This window comes from Devosia sp. 1566, assembly GCF_004005995.1.
Lineage (GTDB): Bacteria > Pseudomonadota > Alphaproteobacteria > Rhizobiales > Devosiaceae > Devosia.
In genome coordinates this window covers 2,097,113-2,115,052 of sequence record NZ_CP034767.1, presented here as the reverse complement: position 1 = coordinate 2,115,052, position 17,940 = coordinate 2,097,113, and the positions used below count along the sequence as shown (strand labels likewise).

Sequence of the window (17,940 nt, the reverse complement as noted above, 5' to 3'; positions counted from 1 at the left end):
GCGGTCCTATGTCGCAAAGCGATAATGCGGAATGACTTCGATGAATTTGGGTGATGGGGTTGACCGCTGCCGCGCTGGCGGGAACAACACGCGCTTCGCGCAGGAGCCGTTTGCCTTGATCCGCCACATCATATTCTTCACCGCCCCATCACCCGACAAGGTCGAGGCGATCTGCCAGGGCCTTGAGCTGCTGGGCACTATCCCGCACTCGTCCCATTTCGAGGTGCGCCGCAACAGCAAGGTCGACCAAATCTCCAATGAGATCGACGTCGTGGTTTATGCCGAGTTCGCCGATGCCGCTGCACTGGCAGCCTACAAGGCGCATCCGACCTATGCGGAAACAACCCGCAAGGTGCAGCCGATGCGCGAGTTGCGCTTTTCGGCCGATATTGAGGTTTGAAACAAAAACGCCGGCCGCAAGGGCCGGCGTCGTTGTCTGAGTGGTCGCGATCAGGCGGTTTGCTTGACCGGGATGCCGGCCTGTTCGAAATGGGACTGCAGTTCACCAGCCTGGAACATCTCGCGCACGATGTCGGCGCCGCCGACAAACTCGCCCTTTACATAGAGCTGGGGAATGGTCGGCCAGTTGGTGAAGGCCTTGATGCCGTCGCGCAGTTCGGCGCTTTCCAGCACATTGGCGCTGCCATATTCAACGCCGAGATAGTTGAGAATCTGAACGACCTGGCCAGAAAAACCGCATTGCGGGAAATCGGGCGACCCCTTCATGAAGAGGAACACGTCGTTGTTGGTTACCTTGTCGGTGATGAAGGCGTTGATGTCGGTCATGGCTGCTCTCTCGCTTGCACGCTCCGAAAAGCGGACATTGTTGGTAGATAAATAGGTCATCGTCCCAGCGGTGTCGAGAACAGTGGCAGCGAAATCACGCGGCTCTAGCGGCGAGAGGGCGCCGCGCCCAGTCCGACGAGCACTTCGGGCGTGATCTTGAGTTCGCGGATGACATCATTGTGACTACGGAAGCCGATGAGTTCACGCTGAACGAAGTAGGCCCAGACCGCCTGGCGGGCAGTTTCAAGACATTGCTGGCGGTTCGAGTCGGGCTCGGCGAGCGCTGCCATTGCCGCTATCACCCGGGCTTCGGCGCTGCCGAGCGATGACGCGCGCTCGGCAACAATCTCGTGCTCGATTGCCGATGTGCCCGCTTCCGGGCGGACCATGCGGATGAGATCGAGCGAGTCGCGCAGCGACATGGTGCTTACTCGGGCGGGGCGCTGGTTTGCAGCGCCAAAGCGTGGAGGGCACCGCCCATGTCGCCGCCAATCGCCTGATAAACGATCTGGTGCTGCTGCACGCGCGATTTGCCCTTAAACGCGGTGGACACGACAGTGGCGGCGTAGTGATCGCCGTCGCCGGCCAGATCGCGAATGTCGATTTCGGCATCGGGCAGCGCGGCCTTGATTCGGCGCTCGATCTCGATTGCGTCCATTGGCATAGCGCTACTCCGTCATAGGTCGCCGGCGACGTGGCCGGTCACTTTGATATTGCATGGTCGCCGAGGCGCTTCAATGGCCGGCATTGTCGGCAGCCATGCCCGACATGAAGCTGGGGAACCAGTCGTCATGCGCCGACTTCAGCTGCGCCACGGGAAGGGGGCGGGCGGCGCCGAGGACAAGGTCCGTGCCGCCGGTCGAGCCGATCCAGGGTGCAAAAATGCCGAGCGCCTGGGCCTCGGCCCAGAGATCGGCCAGGTCCTCGCCCTGCGGGTCCAGGTTCACGGTGACAAGGTAGCGCCCCTGATCTTCGGCAAAGTATTGCAGAATGGGGTCCTGGTCCTCGAGGTCGACGACTGTAGCGCCGATGCCGGAGGCTACGGCCATTTCCGCTAGCCCCACGGCAAGGCCGCCGTCGGAGAGGTCATGCACGGCAGTGGCGATGCCCGAGCGGATGAGCTTGCGCACGAAATCTCCGGTGCGCTTCTCGTGGGCGAGGTCGACCGGCGGCGGAGCGCCATCGGCACGGCCAAAGAGATCGCGCAGATAGATGGACTGCCCGAGATGGGTGCCACGCTGCGGCGGGGCGCCCACGAGGAGGATGACCTCGCCAGCGGCCGCAAAGCCGGTGCGGGCCATCTTCGACCAATCATCGATCAGGCCGACGCCGCCGATGGTGGGGGTGGGAAGGATGCCTCGGCCATTGGTTTCGTTGTAAAGCGAGACATTGCCCGAGACGATCGGAAATTCGAGCACGCGGCAGGCCTCACCGATGCCCTTGATGGCGCCGACCAGCTGGCCCATGATTTCAGGGCGTTCGGGATTGCCGAAATTGAGGTTGTCGGTGGCGGCCAGGGGCTCGGCGCCGGTAGCGGTCAGGTTGCGCCAGCACTCGGCCACAGCCTGCTTGCCGCCTTCAAAGGGATCGGCCTCGCAATAGCGGGGGGTGACGTCGGACGAGAAGGCGAGCGCCTTGGCAGGATGGCCATCGACGCGGATGACGCCGGCATCGCCGCCGGGACGCTGGAGCGAGTTGCCGCCAATGAGAGTGTCATATTGCTCATAGACCCAGCGGCGCGAGGCGATCTGGTGGCCGCCCATCAGCTTGAGGAGAGCGTCGGCGACATCCATCTGCGGGACGTCGTTTGCAGCGAGCGGTGCGGACCGGGCCGGCTCGATCCAGGGGCGATCATATTCGGGAGCTTCGTCGCCGAGATCCTTGATGGGGAGATTGGCGACTTCCTCGCCGCGCCACATGACGCGGAAGCGCAGATCGTCGGTGGTCTTGCCCACGGTCGCGAAATCGAGTTCCCATTTCTGGAACACGGCGCGTGCTTCGGCTTCCTTGGCCGGATGCAGCACCATCAGCATGCGCTCCTGGGACTCGGAGAGCATCATCTCATAGGGCGTCATTTCGGTTTCGCGGACCGGAACCATATCGAGGTTCAGCTCGATTCCGAGATCGCCCTTGGCGCCCATTTCCACGGCCGAGCAGGTCAGCCCGGCCGCACCCATGTCTTGAATGGCGATGACGGCGCCGGTGGCCATGAGCTCGAGGCAGGCTTCCAGCAGCCGCTTTTCGGTAAAGGGGTCGCCGACCTGGACGGTGGGGCGCTTCTGCTCGATGTCGTCCCCGAACTCGGCGGAAGCCATGGTGGCGCCGCCAACACCATCGCGGCCCGTCTTGGCGCCGAGATAAACCACGGGAAGGCCGACGCCTTCCGCCTTGGAGTAGAAGATCTTGTCGGTATCGGCCAGGCCAGCGGCGAAGGCGTTGACGAGGATATTGCCGTTGTAGCGCTGGTCGAACTCGACCTCGCCCCCCACGGTGGGCACGCCAAAGGCATTGCCGTAACCGCCGATGCCGGCGACGACGCCGGACACCAAATGGCGGGTTTTTTCGTGGTCGGGCGCGCCGAAGCGCAGCGCGTTCATGGCGGCAACAGGACGGGCACCCATGGTGAAGACGTCACGCAAGATGCCGCCCATGCCGGTGCCGGCACCCTGATAGGGCTCGATGAAGCTCGGATGGTTGTGCGACTCCATTTTGAAGACGACCGCCTGGCCGTCGCCGATATCAACCACGCCAGCGTTCTCGCCCGGACCCTGGATGACGCGGGCGCCGGTGGTGGGCAGGGTCTTGAGCCACTTCTTCGAGGATTTGTAGGAGCAGTGCTCGTTCCACATGGCCGAGAAGATGCCCAGTTCAGTGTAGGTCGGCTGCCGGCCAATCAGGCCGACAATCTTGTCGAACTCGTCAGGCTTGAGGCCATGGTCGGCGACGAGTTCTGGCGTAATGGCGATGTGATTGTCGTAGGGCATGGGTGAACTGTCCGGCTGGGAGCGGCGGTGGTCAGGCGACGAGATCAAGGGCGCTGGCAAAGAGCGCGCGGCCATCATCGCCGCCATGGGCGAGCTCGATAAGGTTTTCCGGATGCGGCATCAGCCCGAGAACATTCTTGTTCTCGCTGAGGATGCCGGCGATGTCGTTGATCGAGCCATTGGGGTTGGTGCCGTCGGCATAGCGGAAGGCCACCCGGCCTTCGCCCTCGAGCCGCTCGATGGTCTGAGCATCGGCGAAGTAGTTGCCATCGTGATGCGCCACGGGGCAACGGACGACCTGACCTTGCTCGTACAGCCGGGTAAAGGGCGTGTCGGCGTTAGCCACCTGCAGCTTCACCTCACGGCAGACGAATTTGAGCGAGGTGTTGCGCATGAGGGCGCCGGGCAGGAGACCGGCTTCGGTCAGGATCTGAAAGCCGTTGCAGACGCCCAGGATGCGAACGCCATCGGCGGCGCGTTCGCGCACTGCGTCCATGATGGGGGAGCGGGCAGCAATAGCGCCACAACGCAAATAGTCGCCGTAGGAGAAACCGCCGGGAATGACGATCAGGTCGGCTTCGGGAAGGTCACGTTCTCCGTGCCAGACCGTCGTTGGCGCGCGGCCGGAAATCTTGGTGAGCGCAGCAACCATATCTCGGTCGCGGTTAAGCCCTGGAAAGATGATGACAGCGGCCTTCATCGGCGGGGTCCTCGCGAGCTAGGGATTATGCGGGACCTTGTCGTGTCTCTTGTCGCAAAAGGCAAGGGGCAAGAGCCGGTGAGCGCCTATTCCGCTGGCGTCCGCACGGCAGTTGTGCCGATTCGCGCACCCGGCGTGCCGGGCAGACGCGCCCAAGCCGGGCGTTCGAATAGCCAGCGGCCGCGTCCGGCCCGCTGGATCAGCCAGAACAGGACCAAGGGCGTAAGGACGGCACTGGCCATCACCAGGGTGCTGATCAGATCAGCATTGGTGAATCCGACTCTGACAAGCAAGATGCGGGTCGCGGCCATGGGCAGGGCGAAGGCCAGGTAGACCACTATGGACTGAGCTCCGAGCCAGCGCAGCCAATCCATGAACGCAAGCTTGGACACCAGGCCCGCAACAACGCAAAGGGCGACAGAGCCGGCAAGCGCCAGCGCCAGGTGAATGCCCGGGGCAGTCGACAGGCCCATATGGATGGTCATGGGCAGAACCCGATAACCTGGCGAGAACACCAGCAGTGTTTCGAGCAGTGCCCAAAGCGAGAGGCCAGCCAAGGTCTGGACGACATGGTCCTGCGCCCAGGCAACCAGCCGGAACACGACCGGTGCGAAGACGTAGCCGGAATAGAAATAGATGAAGTGCTCAGCGAACTGGTCGAGCAGATACCAGCCGGTCTGAACATGGACGAGTTGGAGCAGAGCGGCGCCGATGAGCACAAGCCAATGGGGCGCCCTGGCGTTGTGGAGTAGCTTGGCCACGGCGCTGAAGGCGGCGAGCATGTAAATGAACCACAGCACGCCATAGGGCTCGACAATGGCCCAGAGCATATGGGTCATGGCCGTAACCGGATGGCCGGCGCCAACCGCTTCCTTGAACAGGAGGTGGATCACGGCCCAGAGCGCGTAAAAGTAAAGATAATGGACCACACGCCGGTCGGCATAGCGCCGCCAGTCGCGATCAATGACCTGAGAAAGGAATAGGCCCGAGATCAAGAAGAACTCGGGCATACGGAATGGCGAGGCCCAAGCAATGATCCAATGCAGATAGCTGACCTGGTTGGTGACTTCACCGACCCCGATCGCCGAGTGCATCATCACCACCAAAAGGATCGAAATGCCTTTGGCAGTATCGACCCAATCCAGGCGTTGCTTGCTCTCGCTCATGGTTCACTCCGCGCCAGTTCGAGCCCCTTATAGGGTTGAACGGAGGTGAAGTGACGCTTGAGCTTGGAACAAGATTAACGCGCTGTCAGCTGCTCCGGTGAAGGGCAGGTGAACGGGCCGGGACGCTTGGGAGCTTCAGACCGGAACCGAAGCGTAGGCCGCAAACATCAGGCCGAGAGTGGCGAAGAACATGACCGAGAGGGAAACGGTTTTAAGCATGGCAATATGGTCCTGCGCCCCCAAGAACGGCGCGAATATAAAAATACAACAAAGGCGTTAATCGAGAATTTCGACGGCGTAGTTTTCGATCACGGTGTTCGCCAGCAGGCGTTCACACATGCTGTTGATCTGAAAACGCACGTCCGACTCCTCGGTTCCGTGCAGCTCGATATCAAACACCTTGCCCTGTCGCACAGATGCAACACCTGCAAAGCCCAGGCTGGCCAAAGATCCTTCAATTGCCTGACCTTGCGGGTCGAGGACGCCTGGCTTGAGCGTAACGGTGACGCGGGCTTTCATGGTGTTGTCCTAAACGAGTAGTTACTGGACCAGCCGAGGGCCGGTGGTCAGCGCATTCTCGGTTTCCACCAAGATGCCGAGACGCTGCGCTACTTCCCGGTACGACTCGACGAGGCCGCCAAGGTCTTCGCGGAAGCGATCCTTGTCGAGCTTGTTGCGGGTCTTGATGTCCCAGAGACGGCAGCTATCGGGCGAAATCTCGTCGGCCAGAACGATGCGCATCATGTCGCCTTCATAGAGACGACCGCACTCGATCTTGAAATCGACCAGCTGGATGCCGACGCCCATGAAAAGACCGGTCAGGAAGTCGTTGACGCGGATCGCGAGCGACATGATGTCGTCGAGCTCGGCGGGGGTGGCCCAGCCAAAAGCCGTGATGTGCTCTTCAGAGACCATGGGGTCGCCCAGGGCGTCGTCCTTGTAGCAGAACTCGATGATGGAACGGGGCAGCTGCGTGCCGGGCTCAAGGCCGAGACGCTTGACCAGCGAGCCAGCGGCGTAGTTGCGCACGATGATCTCGAGCGGGATGATCTCGACTTCCTTGATCAGCTGTTCGCGCATGTTGATGCGGCGAAGGAAGTGCGTGGGAATGCCAAGGCCATTGAGCTTGGTGAAGATGAACTCGCTGATGCGGTTGTTCAGCACGCCCTTGCCGTCAATGACGTCGTGCTTGGCGCCATTGCCAGCGGTGGCATCGTCCTTGAAATACTGAACCAGGGTCCCGGGCTCGGGGCCTTCGAAAAGAATCTTGGCCTTGCCTTCATAGATTCTGCGCCGACGGGTCATGAGGGGTCCAATAGCGATGAAGGGGAAGGGGAGGAATGGGCCGCTTCATGCGCCAGAACCGCGCAAAAATGCAAGCTATTTCGAGTCAGCCACCTGTGGGCTGCGGTGTCGGCAGGCCGCAGGTGGATTGGTGCAGCATGGGGGCAAGCGTTGATTTGACCGCGCCGACGCCCTATGTCGGGGCGGAAAGCCGCCCCAAAGGGAGGGCCGGCCAAGCAATCGGAGTGTTGCATGAGCGGATTCGAAGATCGTCGGCGGGGCGAGGAAACCAAGTTCGCCTTTGACGCTGAAAAGCAGTTCAAGGCAGAAGCGCGCCGCAACAAGTTGCTGGGTATCTGGGCGGCGGAACTGATGAGTCTGCCCGCGGATGAAGCCAAGAGCTATGCGGCGGAAGTGGTCGCGGCCGATTTCGCCGAAGCGGGCGACGAGGACGTGTTCCGCAAAGTGTCGGGCGACCTCAAGGCCAAGGGGCTGAACATTGGTGACGACGTGATTCGCCAGAAGATGGCCCAGCTCAAGCAGACGGCCAGCGAGCAGATTGCAGCCGAGGGCTGAACTGGCTTAGCTGTTTAACGGAGAACCCGCGGATCATGTCCGCGGGCTTTTTATTGGCGGATGCGCTGCATCAGGCGGGTGAACATCAAAAGCCCCTCAGGCCAGGGGCCATGCCCCGAGTCGAGGTTGATGTGACCCGCTTCGCCTGCTTCGTGAAATTCCGAGCCCCAGCAGGTCGAGAACTCCACGGCGCGCTCGACCGTGCAATAGGGGTCGTTGGTGGACGCAACCATCAGCGAGGGGAAGGGCAGCGGGTCGCGCGGGATCGGGCGGAAGGCAATCGCCGCTTCGGGCGCATCGGGATGCAGTTCGACATCGGGCGGCGCTACGAGGAAGGCGCCGCGCACCTTGGTGTCGGTCAAGCGGCCGGCAGCGCCCACGGCGGCAAGCACGCCCAGGGAATGGGCAACCAGCACAACGGGCCGGGTCGCCATCAACACGGCCTGCTCGATCGTCGAAATCCAGTCGTCGGGGTCAGGCTCGTCCCAATCGGCTTGCTCGACAATGGCGGCATTGGCCATGCGCTCGGCCCAGCGTTGCTGCCAGTGACCGGACGGGGAGCCGCCCAGGCCCGGAATGATCAGAATGTCAGCTTCGGACAGCTTCATGCCGTTTCCCCAAATACCCGGGCAAAGATCGTGTCGACATGCTTGAGGTGATAGGCATCGTCAAACATGGCGTCGATCTGCTCGTCAGACAGGGAGACGGCCGGGTCGGCCTTTAGGTTGCGTGCAAACTGCCCGGTGCGGTCGCCCCGCATTTCCCAGACCTGCATGGCGTTGCGCTGGACGGCGGCATAGCTGTCCTCGCGCGAGTAGCCGGCCTGGGTGAGGGCCAGCAGCACGCGCTGGGAGTTATGCAGGCCGCCGAGCAGGTCGAGATTGCGGCGCATATTCTCGGGATAGACCACAAGCTTGTCGATGACGCCGGTGAGGCGTGCGAGGGCAAAATCGAGGGTGACGGTAGCGTCAGGGCCAATCATGCGCTCGACCGAGGAGTGCGAAATGTCGCGCTCATGCCAGAGGGCGACGTTTTCGAGCGCGGGGGTGACCATGCCGCGCACCAGTCGGGCAAGACCGGTCAGGTTCTCGGTCAGCACCGGATTGCGCTTGTGCGGCATGGCCGAGGAGCCCTTCTGGCCCGGCGAGAAATATTCCTCTGCCTCGAGCACTTCGGTGCGCTGGAGATGCCGGATCTCGACGGCGACCCGTTCGATCGAGGAGGCGACGACGCCCAAGGTCGCGAAGAACATGGCGTGGCGGTCACGCGGAATCACCTGGGTGGACACCGGCTCGATAGCGAGGCCGAGTTTGTCGGCGACATATTGCTCAACCGAGGGATCGATATTGGCGAAGGTGCCGATCGCGCCCGAAATGGCGGCCGTGGCGATCTCCTCGCGGGCGTGAACGAGACGCTGCCGGTTACGGGTGAATTCGGCATAAGCTTCGGCCAGCTTGACGCCGAAGGTCGTGGGTTCGGCGTGGATGCCGTGCGAGCGGCCGATGGTTATGGTGTGCTTGTGCTCAAGGGCGCGGCGCTTGAGGGCGGCCAAAAGCGCGTCGACATCGGCGATCAGCAGGTCGGCGGCGCGGGCAAGCTGGACCGAGAGCGTTGTGTCGAGGATATCGGACGAGGTCATACCCTGATGCACGAAGCGGGCTTCGGGGCCGACAATCTCGGAGAGGTGGGTGAGGAAAGCGATGACGTCGTGCTTGGTGGTGCGCTCGATTTCATCGATCCGGGCGACGTCGAAGGCGTAATCGCCATGCTCGGCCTTGCGGGCATTCATCACGTCCCAGATGCGCTGGGCGGCTTCCTTGGGCACGACGCCAAGTTCAGCGAGCTTGGTGGTCGCGTGCGCCTCGATCTCAAACCAGATGGAAAAGCGCGTTTCGGCGGACCAGATGGCGACCATTTCGGGACGGGAATAGCGAGGGATCATTGATCTGGACCTTGAGTTTGAGCGGGCGGCACGGCCCGGTAGCGCGTCAGGCGTTCCGACAGCGTTCCGGTATGAAGTTCGAACAGGTGATTGTCGTGATCGTGGAAATAAAGCGATCGGCCTTCTTCAGCAAGGCGGGGGCGACTCTCGCGCAGCTCGAGGCCAAGTGAGAGGATGCGCTCGCGGTAAAGCTCGAGGTCGGCTTCCGCGATCTTGAAGGCGACATGATTGTAACTGCGGGCGGGCAGGGGCTCGCCCTGCATGATGGCGATCCAGAGTTCGTCATCGCCCAGCAGGAAGAAGCGCTCGGGCGAGAGTGAAAACGTCGTGCTGCCGCTGTCGTAGATCTTTCTCGCCCCGAGCACCTGGGTGAGAACGGTTTCCATCCGGTCCAGGTCGGCCACGATGAAGGTCAGATGGCTCAGGCCCTGGGGCCGCGGATCAGACACTGAGTGTTGTGGCCGCGTCGCGGATGGCGGCAATGCGCGCGGCATAGGTGGAGGGATCGTTGCCGCCATAGATGGAGGAACCGGCAACAAAGACATTGGCGCCCGCTTCGGCCACGGCGCGGGCATTGTTGGCGGAAATGCCGCCATCCACTTCCAAATCAATCGGGCGGCCGGCGATAAGGGCACGGGCCTGGCGCAGGCGGGAAAGCGTGGAGGGAATAAAGCTTTGCCCGCCAAAGCCGGGATTGACGCTCATCACAAGAACCAGGTCGACATCGTCGAGCACGGGCTCAATGGCTGATACCGGAGTGCCGGGATTGATCGCAACCCCTGCTTTTACACCAAGGCCACGAATGGCCTGGAGCGTGCGATGAAGATGCGGGCCCGCTTCGGCATGGACGGTGATGATATCGGCTCCGGCCGCAGCAAAGGCGGGCAGATAAACATCCACCGGCGAGATCATCAGATGCACGTCGAAGGGCTTTTTGGTGCGGGCACGCATGGCAGCCATGACGGTGGGGCCAAAGGAGATGTTGGGCACGAAATGGCCGTCCATCACATCCACATGGATATAGTCCGCCCCCGCCGTATCGATGGCGCTGATTTCCTCGCCCAGCCGGGCAAAGTCTGCCGAGAGGATGGACGGAGCGATGCGGATGGGTTGGGTCATGAGGCTGGCCTTTTGCCGCAGGAGAAGCCTTTGCTCTACATAAGGGGCACGACGCCGACAAGGCAGTGCGTGGTGCGGGCGCGGGTTTCACAAGGGGGCGATGCGGCGGTGTGGCGGTTGCTTTGTGCGGGTGACGCGCTACACAGGGTCGCGATCAACGGAGCTGTGTTGTGGAGTTTTCGCTGCCGATGGTGTTTGGCGCCGGGGTGCTGAGTTTTCTCAGTCCATGCGTGCTGCCGCTTGTTCCGCCCTATCTGACCTATATGAGCGGCGCCAGTTTCGACCAGCTGCGGGCCGAAGAGGGTGGCGCGGGGGCGCTGCAGCGGCGGGTGATGGGCACTTCGGTGTTTTTCATCCTTGGGTTTAGCGTCGTGTTCATTGCGCTGGGCGCCACCGCCACGGCGTTTGGGCAGGTGTTCCGGCAGGCGTTGCCGATCCTCACGCCGCTGGCCGGCCTCCTGATCATCGCCATGGGGCTGCATTTCCTGGGCGTGTACCGGATCGCCTTGCTGGATCGGCAGGTGCGCCATCAGGGGCCGGGCGTTGCCAGCGGTCCGCTGGGCGGGTTCCTGTTGGGCCTAGCCTTTGCGATCGGATGGACCCCGTGTATTGGGCCGGTGCTGGCTGCAGTGCTGTCTGTGGCGGCGAGCCGGGACACGGCCTGGGAGGGCGCATCGCTGCTCGGGCTATATTCTCTTGGACTCGGTGTGCCGTTTTTCCTGGCCGGCATTGCTATCGGGCCGTTCCTGACGTTCTTTAACGGCTTCAAGAAGCACCTGCACACAGTGGAGCGGGTGATGGGCGCTTTGCTGATCGTGACCGGGGTGCTGTTCCTCACGGGCAATTTCACCCGCATCTCGTTCTGGTTTCTCGAGACCTTCCCGGTGCTGGCGACCTTCGGCTAGGCTCAGATCAGCTTGAGCGCGCGCAGCGAGGCGTGGCCGTTCTTGCCGATCACGAGATGGTCGTGCAGCGTGATGCCGAGCGGCTTGGCTATATCCGCGATTTCGCGGGTCATGCGCACATCGGCCGAAGAGGGCGACGGGTCGCCCGACGGGTGGTTGTGGAGCAAGATCAGCGCCGTGGCGCCTAGTTCGAGCGAGCGCTTGATCACTTCGCGCGGGTAGACCGGAGTGTGATCGACGGTGCCGGTTTGCTGCACCTCGTCGGCAATCAGCCGGTTCTTTTTGTCGAGGAAGAGGATGCGGAACTGCTCGATGCTCTCGAAGGCCATCTGGGTGGTGCAGTAGTCGATCAGCTGGGACCAAGAGGACAGGATCGGCTTTTCCACGGCGATCCGGTCGCGGCCGAAACGGGCGGCGACGGCCTGGATGACCTTGAGATTGGCCACCGAGGTTTCTCCAAGCCCGTCAATGTTGCGCAGGCGCGCTTCGCTGGCAGCGAACACGCCCGAAAAAGACCCGAACTCCTTCAGCAACTGCTTTGCCAGCGGCTTGGTGTCCTTTTGCGGGATGACCAGGTGCAGGGCCAGCTCCAGCAGTTCGTAGTCCTCGAAGGCATCGCCCCCGACTTTGAGAAAACGGTCCCTCAGTCGTTTGCGATGACCAGAGTGATCGGACGTGGGCGCGCCACTTTTGGCAGGAGCCACCGAAGCCTGATCGTTGGGGGCAGGAGTGTCGGCGACTAGGAAACTGGCTTCGTCGAACTCCTCGCCCCGCCTCTTGGTCATGCGGCTTGTCGTGCGGCCAGAGGATTGAACAGGCCGGCCGGGGAGGTCGTGAAAATCTCATGTCCGGTTTCGGTGATGCCAATGGAGTGCTCGCATTGCGAGGACAGGGTGCGGTCGCGGGTGACCGCGGTCCAGCCATCGGAGAGAATCTTGACGTGCGGCCGGCCCAGATTGAGCATCGGCTCGATGGTGAAGATCATGCCGGGCTTGAGGGGCACACCGGTGCCGGGCTGGCCGAAATGGAGGATATTGGGCTCGTCGTGAAAGAGCTTGCCAACGCCATGCCCCACGAAGTCGCGCACCACGCTGGTGCGCTCGCCTTCTGCCAGGGTCTGGATGGCAGCGCCGATATCGCCGGTGGTGTTGCCCGGCTTGGCGGCCGCAAGGCCAGCTTCAAGGCTTTGATAGGTGACTTCGATTAGCCGCTCGGCCTTGCGCGAAATTTCGCCCACCGGATACATGCGGCTGGAATCGCCGTACCAACCGTCCACAATCAGCGTCAGGTCAATATTGACGATGTCGCCTTCCTTGAGCGGGCGCTCATCGGGAATGCCGTGGCACACGACATGGTTGATGGAGGTGCACAGCGAGTGGCGGAAGCCCTTGTAGAACAGGGTTGCGGGCATCGCGCCATTGTCGCGCGCGAACTCATAGGCAATGCGGTCGAGCGTGGCGGTGGGCACGCCCGGCTCGACATATTCGGTGAGAATGTCGAGGGCGCGCGCGGTCAGCTGGCCGGCCTTGCGCATGCCCTCAAAGCCTTCCGGTCCGTGCAGCGGAATAACGCCTGGCGTGCGGCGGCCCTTGGTTTCGGCATCGACATAGGTAATCATCATGCTCTCCGGCTAAGGGGCAAAGATAATCGTCCAATCGGGTGATTGGAAGAGCCAACGCTCACTGCGTGTTGGCTTGACGCACCTGATGGCGCGGGGCATTGCTGGGGGGCAATAACAGGTTGATTTCCCATGTCGAGCGCAGCTTCCGTGACCGCCGGGCTTCTGGTGATTGGCGATGAGATTCTTTCGGGCCGCACCAAGGACGTCAATATCGGCGCGACCGCCGATTTCTGCACCGATCTGGGGATCGAGCTCAAGGAAGTGCGGGTGGTCAGCGATGACACCGACGACATCATTGCGGCGGTGAACGCGCTGCGCTCGCGCTACACCTACGTGTTCACGACCGGCGGCATCGGGCCGACGCATGACGATATCACCGCCGATGCCATCGCCAAGGCTTTCGGGGTCGCGCTGCCGATCAACCCCGATGCCCGAGCGATGCTCGAAGCGCGCTGGCGCGAAACCGGGACCGAGGTCAACGAAGCGCGGCTGCGCATGGCGCGCATTCCCGAGGGCGCCGACCTCATCGTCAACAGCGTGAGCGCCGCGCCAGGATTCCGCATCGGCAATGTGCATGTGATGGCAGGGGTGCCGATCATCATGCGCGCCATGCTCGAGGCTTTGGCGCCGACGCTCCAGGGCGGCAAGCGCGTCTTGTCGGAGACGGTGCGGGCGGCGGTGGGCGAGGGTACGGTTGGTGGACCCTTGGGCGAATTGCAGGCGCAGTATCCCGATGTGAAGATGGGCTCCTATCCGCAGATGGGGCATGGCCGGGTGATGACCGAGCTGGTGCTGCGCTCGTCGGATGCGCAAAGGCTGGCTGAGGCGACCGAGAAAGTGCGCGCCATGGTGGATGCGGCACATCGCGCCGCGGGTGTGGACGCGCCGCAAGACTGATTGGCGTTGCACCCCAGGTTTGCTAAGGAAGCGACGGCTTTCGAGCGCCTCCCTGGCCTCGGATGCGTATGGAGATCGATTTGAGCAACCCTTACCAGAAGAATTTCCCCGTCACCTGGGACCAGTTCCATCGGGATAGTCGCGCCCTGGCATGGCGCCTGATGGGGATGGGGAATTTCGACGCGGTGGTGGCCATCGCTCGTGGCGGGCTGGTGCCAGCGACCATTGCGGCGCGCGAACTCAATATCCGTGTGGTGGAATCGGTTTCGGTGAAATCCTACGATCACCAGAACAAGGGTTCGGTGAAGGTGCTCAAGCCCATTGCGCCGCAGATCATCGAGATGGCGCAGGGCGGCGGCAAGGTGCTGATTGTGGACGACCTGGTGGATACCGGCAATACGGCGCGCGCCGTGCGCGACATGCTGCCAGGGGCGCATTTTGCGACCGTTTATGCCAAGCCGATGGGCCGCGAGCTGGTTGATACTTTCATCACTGAAGTCAGCCAGGACACCTGGATCTTCTTCCCGTGGGATCTGGACGTGGCCTATGTCGCCCCGATCAGCGGCGGCACCGACTAAGCACGAGTTTCGGCACTGCTGGAACCCGAACGCGGGCGTGGTGGAATGGTAGACACACCGGACTTAAAATCCGGAGGGGGTATCCCCGTGCGGGTTCGAGTCCCGCCGCCCGCACCAGAACTGGACAGTCATGTTTGAACGAATTGAAACCGGCATTGCGCCTTCTTCGGCTCCCGTGAACGATGCGGTACGCGCCGGCAAACAGATTTGGCTTGTGGCCGTGGCTGAAGACCCGGCAACCGGTGAAATCGTCAGCGGCGATATCGAGGTGCAAACCGAGCGCGCCATCGGCAATCTCGAGATCGCCATGCGAGCGGCAGGGGGCACACTGGCCGATATCGTGCAGGTGCAGGTGTTTCTGATCGACAAGGCCGATGCGGCAGGCATGAACCACGCCTATGTCCGGCACTTCCAGCCGCCTTATCCCGTGCGCGCGACGGTGGTGGTCAAGGAACTGCTCGCCGAGGGCTTGCGCGTCGAGCTCCTTGCTACTGCAGTGCTGAGCTAGCCGTGCTGCTCAAACGCGAACTGCTCGAGGACATCAAGGCTGGCAAGGTCGACTTGGTGTTTCGGCGCTGGAGCCGGCCGACCGTCCGGGCCGGCGGCACGCTCAAGACCAAGATTGGCATCCTTTCCATCGACGCGATGGATGAGATGGACCCGGCCAACGTGACCCTCGCCGATGCGCAGCGGGCGGGCTTTGCCGATCTCGATGCGTTCCGGCGCTGGCTCGACAGCATGAAGCCGGGCCATCTGTTTCACCGCATCCAGCTGCGCTATCTGGGTGGGGATCAGAACGGCACGGGTGCCTGAAACAGAATGAACTCGCCGGTGGTGGGATGGGTGAAGCCCAGTTCCGCGGCGTGCAGTTGCAGGCGATCGGCGGCGGCGAAATCTTCCGGGCCGGCGTAGAACGCATCTCCCAAGATTACGTGGCCGACGGCCATCATGTGAACCCGCAGCTGGTGGGTGCGGCCGGTCAGTGGATGCAGGCGCACCCGGGTGGCCGCGGCTTCGCGCTCCAGCACGGTCCATTCGGTTTGCGCCGGCCGGCCATTCTCATGGTCGACACGCTGGCGCGGCTTGTTGTCCCAATCCGTGGCGAGCGGCAGGTCAACCAGGCCGGTATCGGCTTCGATGAAGCCGCTCACGCGCGCAACATAGCTCTTCTTGGTTTGCCGGTGCTCAAACTGCGAGCCGATACGGCCATGGGCGCGCTTGTTGAGCGCCATCACGAGAACGCCGGACGTGTCCTTGTCGAGGCGATGGCACATGCCGGCGGTCGGCCAGGTTTGACGCGCCCGGTACTCTAGGCAGTCCCACAAGGATGGGTCTTTGCCCGGCACGCTGAGCAAGCCGCTCGGTTTATCGAGCACCAAGATGTCGTCATCCACATGGATAACCGACAGATAGGGCTCGACGGGCGGGTGGTAGTTGAGGAGGGTGGGCATTGGACCGGGCATGGCGCGATCTAGCAGGTCCTGAGGTGCAGGCATAGCCGACAGGACAGCGCATTGCGGAACCATGTGGGCGGCGTACCGTTTATTAAACAACACCAACCAAAGGAGCTTTCGATGCATAAAGACGAAGCAAAGGGCGCCGGTAACCAGGCCAAGGGCGCGATCAAGGACGCCGTTGGCGGGCTGACTGGCGACGAACGTCTCCAGGCCGAAGGCAAGGCTGACAAGACGCAGGGCAAAGTCCAGCAGAAGGTCGGCGAGGTGAAAGAAGCCGCCCGGGACATGCTTAAAAAGTAGCACGTTTTGCCGTAACGAATTTCAGAGGCCGCCCATTGGGCGGCCTCTACTGTTTTGCGGCACGCGGTGAGAGGTCGTCAAAGGGTCTGCTCGCGGCATTGCCGGCTGTGGAACTATGACAGTGGGGTCGTGCTTGATCCTGCAATCAAGCAAAGGAGCGCAGTCTTGGGTTTCAAGTTTCAACCACGCGAAGAGGGAGCCGGTGCCGGCGTTCGCCGTATTGCACTGGAGCAGGTGGAAGCTGCGCTCGCGGAGGCCAAGGACCTTTCCGATCCTGACGAGACGATTCACTCGCTGCGCAAGCGCTGCAAGAAGCTGCGTGGGCTGCTGCGCCTGATCAAGCCCAGGTTCAAGCATTTCGCCCAGGAGAATGCCGCAGTGCGCGAGGCCGCTAATGGTCTGGCGGGGAACCGCGATGCGGCGGTGATGATCAAGACGCTGGAAAGCCTGCGGGAAGACGACATTAATCTACCGATCAGCGCGGTGCGGGCCTTGCTGCAGGCCAATAATGAGGCGGCTGGCGAGCAGGGCGACCCGGAAGCCCTTGCCGATGAGTTCAGTGCGCGGTTCGTGGCTTTACGCGAGCGCATTCCCAATTGGAGCGTGCGCGGGCATGGCTTCGATAGTCTGGCCCAGGGTCTGCATGACAACTACCGGCGGATGCGCCAGGGCATGGAAGCGGCTGCTACCAGCGACGATCCCGTGCAGTTTCACGAATGGCGCAAGGCGGCCAAGTATTTCTGGCATCATCTGAGCCTGCTCAGTGCCTGTGCCCCAGCCATGACCAAGCCCTATCGGGCAGGGGTTGCCGAGCTCGAAACCACCTTGGGGAGCCACCATGACCTCACGGTTCTCGAGGACTTTGTCGGCGGGCTTTCGGATCCAAGCGTGCCCTCGATCCTGATCACGATCCGGCAACGGCGCGATCATCTTGGGCAGGAAGCGATTGCCCTTGGCCGCCAACTGGGCGCGGAAAAGCCGGGTGCGCTGGTGGGCCGGCTGGGGCAATATTGGGCGTTGGCCAAGAAGGGGCATTGAGGTGGGGCAAGAGATCGAACGCAAGTTCCTCGTGCGATCGGACGAGTGGCGCAGCCTGGCCGACGAGGGGCGACTTATCCGGCAGGGTTATTTGTCGACCAATGCCAAGGCCACGGTGCGGGTGCGCAGTTTCGACGACCGCGAGGCGGTCATCACGCTCAAGGGCAAGGTCGCGGGCCTCGTGCGGCCGGAATATGAGTACCCCATCCCGATCGAGGACGCGCGCGAGCTGCTGCTGATGGCGCAGCCGCAGGTGCTGGAAAAGCGACGCTACCACGTGCCCCATGACGGGCTGACCTGGGAAGTTGACGTGTTCGAGGGGCGACACCAGGGGCTGGTGTTGGCCGAGATCGAGCTCGACAGCGACGACCAGAAGATTGCCCTGCCGGGCTGGGTTGGCAAAGAAGTCAGCGATGACGAGCGCTACTATAATGCGACACTGGCACGCAGCTAGCTCAATGGTGGACGGGCGTTGTTGGCGGGTGCTCGCTTAAGCGCAGAGCGGGTGCTGCCGGCGGCTTGATTTTTGCTGGCGACTTCTGCACAAGCGCAGCATTCATCGGACCCGGTGCAAATCCGGGTGGCTC

Annotated in this window: 25 protein-coding genes, 1 tRNA gene and 1 other annotated feature (1 of these 27 running past the window's edge); of the genes, 11 read left to right on the top strand and 15 right to left on the bottom strand. The window is 62.5% G+C overall.

Annotation, left to right across the window (positions count from 1 at the left end; genetic code table 11):
- Positions 1-115: 115 nt before the first annotated feature.
- Positions 116-400 carry a Dabb family protein gene (locus ELX51_RS10290; RefSeq protein ID WP_127753428.1) on the top strand — a complete coding sequence of 95 codons (285 nt, stop codon included), beginning with the start codon at positions 116-118 and terminating at the stop codon, positions 398-400.
- Positions 401-450: 50 nt separating this feature from the next.
- Here ELX51_RS10290 and grxD read toward each other — a convergent pair whose 3' ends face one another.
- The 8 genes from grxD to purC form a co-directional block, all read right to left on the bottom strand.
- A complete protein-coding gene (grxD, locus tag ELX51_RS10285) occupies positions 451-786 on the bottom strand; it encodes a Grx4 family monothiol glutaredoxin (RefSeq protein WP_127753427.1) in 336 nt (111 codons plus the stop codon).
- Positions 787-890: 104 nt separating this feature from the next.
- Entirely contained in the window at positions 891-1,208 is a 318-nt protein-coding gene (locus ELX51_RS10280; RefSeq protein ID WP_127753426.1) for a DUF6665 family protein, read from the bottom strand.
- A gap of 5 nt (positions 1,209-1,213) precedes the next feature.
- Positions 1,214-1,450, bottom strand: a complete 237-nt coding sequence (locus ELX51_RS10275) for a BolA family transcriptional regulator (RefSeq protein WP_127753425.1) — start codon at positions 1,448-1,450, stop codon at positions 1,214-1,216.
- Between the two features lie 70 nt (positions 1,451-1,520).
- Entirely contained in the window at positions 1,521-3,770 is a 2,250-nt protein-coding gene (gene purL, locus ELX51_RS10270) for a phosphoribosylformylglycinamidine synthase subunit PurL (protein ID WP_127753424.1), read from the bottom strand.
- 31 nt (positions 3,771-3,801) lie between these two features.
- Positions 3,802-4,470, bottom strand: coding sequence for a phosphoribosylformylglycinamidine synthase subunit PurQ (purQ, locus tag ELX51_RS10265; RefSeq protein ID WP_127753423.1), 669 nt, complete (start codon positions 4,468-4,470; stop codon positions 3,802-3,804).
- 86 nt (positions 4,471-4,556) lie between these two features.
- Positions 4,557-5,636: an acyltransferase family protein gene (locus ELX51_RS10260; RefSeq protein WP_127753422.1), complete on the bottom strand. Its 1,080-nt coding sequence runs from the start codon at positions 5,634-5,636 to the stop codon at positions 4,557-4,559.
- Positions 5,637-5,912: 276 nt separating this feature from the next.
- Entirely contained in the window at positions 5,913-6,155 is a 243-nt protein-coding gene (gene purS / locus ELX51_RS10255) for a phosphoribosylformylglycinamidine synthase subunit PurS (protein WP_127753421.1), read from the bottom strand.
- A gap of 21 nt (positions 6,156-6,176) precedes the next feature.
- A complete protein-coding gene (purC, locus tag ELX51_RS10250; RefSeq protein WP_127753420.1) occupies positions 6,177-6,941 on the bottom strand; it encodes a phosphoribosylaminoimidazolesuccinocarboxamide synthase in 765 nt (254 codons plus the stop codon).
- A 231-nt stretch (positions 6,942-7,172) separates the two neighbouring features.
- On the opposite strand from purC, the gene ELX51_RS10245 reads away from it, so the two are divergent.
- Entirely contained in the window at positions 7,173-7,496 is a 324-nt protein-coding gene (locus tag ELX51_RS10245) for a DUF1476 domain-containing protein (protein ID WP_127753419.1), read from the top strand.
- 50 nt (positions 7,497-7,546) lie between these two features.
- Here ELX51_RS10245 and ELX51_RS10240 read toward each other — a convergent pair whose 3' ends face one another.
- From ELX51_RS10240 to rpe, 4 genes are read right to left on the bottom strand one after another with little or no spacing between them, the layout of a single operon-like run.
- Complete coding sequence (locus tag ELX51_RS10240) at positions 7,547-8,104, bottom strand: alpha/beta fold hydrolase (RefSeq protein ID WP_127753418.1); 558 nt, start codon at positions 8,102-8,104, stop codon at positions 7,547-7,549.
- Positions 8,101-9,438: an adenylosuccinate lyase gene (gene purB / locus ELX51_RS10235; RefSeq protein ID WP_127753417.1), complete on the bottom strand. Its 1,338-nt coding sequence runs from the start codon at positions 9,436-9,438 to the stop codon at positions 8,101-8,103. Before purB ends, ELX51_RS10240 begins: the two co-directional genes overlap by 4 nt.
- A complete protein-coding gene (gene fosX / locus ELX51_RS10230) occupies positions 9,435-9,887 on the bottom strand; it encodes a FosX/FosE/FosI family fosfomycin resistance hydrolase (RefSeq protein WP_282567552.1) in 453 nt (150 codons plus the stop codon). Before fosX ends, purB begins: the two co-directional genes overlap by 4 nt.
- The gene (rpe, locus tag ELX51_RS10225) at positions 9,880-10,557 is read right to left on the bottom strand and encodes a ribulose-phosphate 3-epimerase (protein WP_127753415.1); all 678 of its coding nucleotides are present in this window, start codon (positions 10,555-10,557) and stop codon (positions 9,880-9,882) included. The genes fosX and rpe overlap by 8 nt, the downstream gene beginning before the upstream one ends.
- Positions 10,558-10,727: 170 nt before the next feature.
- Between rpe and ELX51_RS10220 the strand changes: the two genes are divergently transcribed.
- A complete protein-coding gene (locus ELX51_RS10220; RefSeq protein ID WP_348983113.1) occupies positions 10,728-11,462 on the top strand; it encodes a cytochrome c biogenesis protein CcdA in 735 nt (244 codons plus the stop codon).
- Between the two features lie 2 nt (positions 11,463-11,464).
- Here ELX51_RS10220 and radC read toward each other — a convergent pair whose 3' ends face one another.
- Positions 11,465-12,247: a DNA repair protein RadC gene (gene radC, locus ELX51_RS10215; RefSeq protein WP_127753414.1), complete on the bottom strand. Its 783-nt coding sequence runs from the start codon at positions 12,245-12,247 to the stop codon at positions 11,465-11,467.
- On the bottom strand, positions 12,244-13,080 hold the full coding sequence (gene map, locus ELX51_RS10210) for a type I methionyl aminopeptidase (RefSeq protein WP_127755246.1): 837 nt from the start codon (positions 13,078-13,080) through the stop codon (positions 12,244-12,246). Before map ends, radC begins: the two co-directional genes overlap by 4 nt.
- A 132-nt stretch (positions 13,081-13,212) precedes the next feature.
- On the opposite strand from map, the gene ELX51_RS10205 reads away from it, so the two are divergent.
- From ELX51_RS10205 to ELX51_RS10185, 5 genes are all read left to right on the top strand, one after another.
- Positions 13,213-13,980, top strand: a complete 768-nt coding sequence (locus ELX51_RS10205) for a molybdopterin-binding protein (RefSeq protein ID WP_127753413.1) — start codon at positions 13,213-13,215, stop codon at positions 13,978-13,980.
- A gap of 80 nt (positions 13,981-14,060) precedes the next feature.
- Positions 14,061-14,558 (top strand): xanthine phosphoribosyltransferase, encoded by a 498-nt coding sequence (gene gpt / locus ELX51_RS10200; protein ID WP_127753412.1) that lies wholly within the window; start codon positions 14,061-14,063, stop codon positions 14,556-14,558.
- Positions 14,559-14,589: 31 nt separating this feature from the next.
- A tRNA-Leu gene (locus tag ELX51_RS10195) sits at positions 14,590-14,675 on the top strand.
- Between the two features lie 13 nt (positions 14,676-14,688).
- Entirely contained in the window at positions 14,689-15,066 is a 378-nt protein-coding gene (locus tag ELX51_RS10190) for a Rid family hydrolase (protein WP_127753411.1), read from the top strand.
- A gap of 2 nt (positions 15,067-15,068) precedes the next feature.
- Positions 15,069-15,371 (top strand): hypothetical protein, encoded by a 303-nt coding sequence (locus ELX51_RS10185; protein WP_127753410.1) that lies wholly within the window; start codon positions 15,069-15,071, stop codon positions 15,369-15,371.
- On the opposite strand, the gene ELX51_RS10180 is transcribed toward ELX51_RS10185, so the two are convergent.
- Positions 15,350-16,009: an RluA family pseudouridine synthase gene (locus ELX51_RS10180; RefSeq protein ID WP_206524740.1), complete on the bottom strand. Its 660-nt coding sequence runs from the start codon at positions 16,007-16,009 to the stop codon at positions 15,350-15,352. The two genes, ELX51_RS10185 and ELX51_RS10180, sit on opposite strands and share 22 nt — an antisense overlap.
- A 123-nt stretch (positions 16,010-16,132) precedes the next feature.
- Between ELX51_RS10180 and ELX51_RS10175 the strand changes: the two genes are divergently transcribed.
- The 3 genes from ELX51_RS10175 (at position 16,133) to ELX51_RS10165 (ending at position 17,807) form a co-directional block, all read left to right on the top strand.
- Complete coding sequence (locus tag ELX51_RS10175; protein WP_127753408.1) at positions 16,133-16,315, top strand: CsbD family protein; 183 nt, start codon at positions 16,133-16,135, stop codon at positions 16,313-16,315.
- A gap of 165 nt (positions 16,316-16,480) precedes the next feature.
- Positions 16,481-17,353, top strand: coding sequence for a CHAD domain-containing protein (locus ELX51_RS10170; protein ID WP_164854833.1), 873 nt, complete (start codon positions 16,481-16,483; stop codon positions 17,351-17,353).
- 1 nt (position 17,354) lies between these two features.
- Positions 17,355-17,807 (top strand): CYTH domain-containing protein, encoded by a 453-nt coding sequence (locus ELX51_RS10165; protein ID WP_127753406.1) that lies wholly within the window; start codon positions 17,355-17,357, stop codon positions 17,805-17,807.
- Between the two features lie 104 nt (positions 17,808-17,911).
- Positions 17,912-17,940 (top strand) — a sequence feature (sul1 is cis-regulatory element that is thought to sense ions involved in sulfur or methionine metabolism; They are found in Alphaproteobacteria) (it continues 27 nt past the right edge of the window).

What these genes read in the sequence shown, in the direction of transcription:
- grxD (WP_127753427.1), bottom strand. Translation starts at nt 786, where the DNA reads ATGACCGACATCAACGCCTTCATCACCGACAAGGTAACCAACAACGAC.
- ELX51_RS10280 (WP_127753426.1), bottom strand. Translation starts at nt 1,208, where the DNA reads ATGTCGCTGCGCGACTCGCTCGATCTCATCCGCATGGTCCGCCCGGAA.
- ELX51_RS10275 (WP_127753425.1), bottom strand. Translation starts at nt 1,450, where the DNA reads ATGCCAATGGACGCAATCGAGATCGAGCGCCGAATCAAGGCCGCGCTG.
- purL (WP_127753424.1), bottom strand. Translation starts at nt 3,770, where the DNA reads ATGCCCTACGACAATCACATCGCCATTACGCCAGAACTCGTCGCCGAC.
- purQ (WP_127753423.1), bottom strand. Translation starts at nt 4,470, where the DNA reads ATGAAGGCCGCTGTCATCATCTTTCCAGGGCTTAACCGCGACCGAGAT.
- ELX51_RS10260 (WP_127753422.1), bottom strand. Translation starts at nt 5,636, where the DNA reads ATGAGCGAGAGCAAGCAACGCCTGGATTGGGTCGATACTGCCAAAGGC.
- purS (WP_127753421.1), bottom strand. Translation starts at nt 6,155, where the DNA reads ATGAAAGCCCGCGTCACCGTTACGCTCAAGCCAGGCGTCCTCGACCCG.
- purC (WP_127753420.1), bottom strand. Translation starts at nt 6,941, where the DNA reads ATGACCCGTCGGCGCAGAATCTATGAAGGCAAGGCCAAGATTCTTTTC.
- ELX51_RS10245 (WP_127753419.1), top strand. Translation starts at nt 7,173, where the DNA reads ATGAGCGGATTCGAAGATCGTCGGCGGGGCGAGGAAACCAAGTTCGCC.
- ELX51_RS10240 (WP_127753418.1), bottom strand. Translation starts at nt 8,104, where the DNA reads ATGAAGCTGTCCGAAGCTGACATTCTGATCATTCCGGGCCTGGGCGGC.
- purB (WP_127753417.1), bottom strand. Translation starts at nt 9,438, where the DNA reads ATGATCCCTCGCTATTCCCGTCCCGAAATGGTCGCCATCTGGTCCGCC.
- rpe (WP_127753415.1), bottom strand. Translation starts at nt 10,557, where the DNA reads ATGACCCAACCCATCCGCATCGCTCCGTCCATCCTCTCGGCAGACTTT.
- radC (WP_127753414.1), bottom strand. Translation starts at nt 12,247, where the DNA reads ATGACCAAGAGGCGGGGCGAGGAGTTCGACGAAGCCAGTTTCCTAGTC.
- map (WP_127755246.1), bottom strand. Translation starts at nt 13,080, where the DNA reads ATGATTACCTATGTCGATGCCGAAACCAAGGGCCGCCGCACGCCAGGC.
- ELX51_RS10205 (WP_127753413.1), top strand. Translation starts at nt 13,213, where the DNA reads ATGTCGAGCGCAGCTTCCGTGACCGCCGGGCTTCTGGTGATTGGCGAT.
- ELX51_RS10190 (WP_127753411.1), top strand. Translation starts at nt 14,689, where the DNA reads ATGTTTGAACGAATTGAAACCGGCATTGCGCCTTCTTCGGCTCCCGTG.
- ELX51_RS10180 (WP_206524740.1), bottom strand. Translation starts at nt 16,009, where the DNA reads ATGCCCACCCTCCTCAACTACCACCCGCCCGTCGAGCCCTATCTGTCG.
- ELX51_RS10175 (WP_127753408.1), top strand. Translation starts at nt 16,133, where the DNA reads ATGCATAAAGACGAAGCAAAGGGCGCCGGTAACCAGGCCAAGGGCGCG.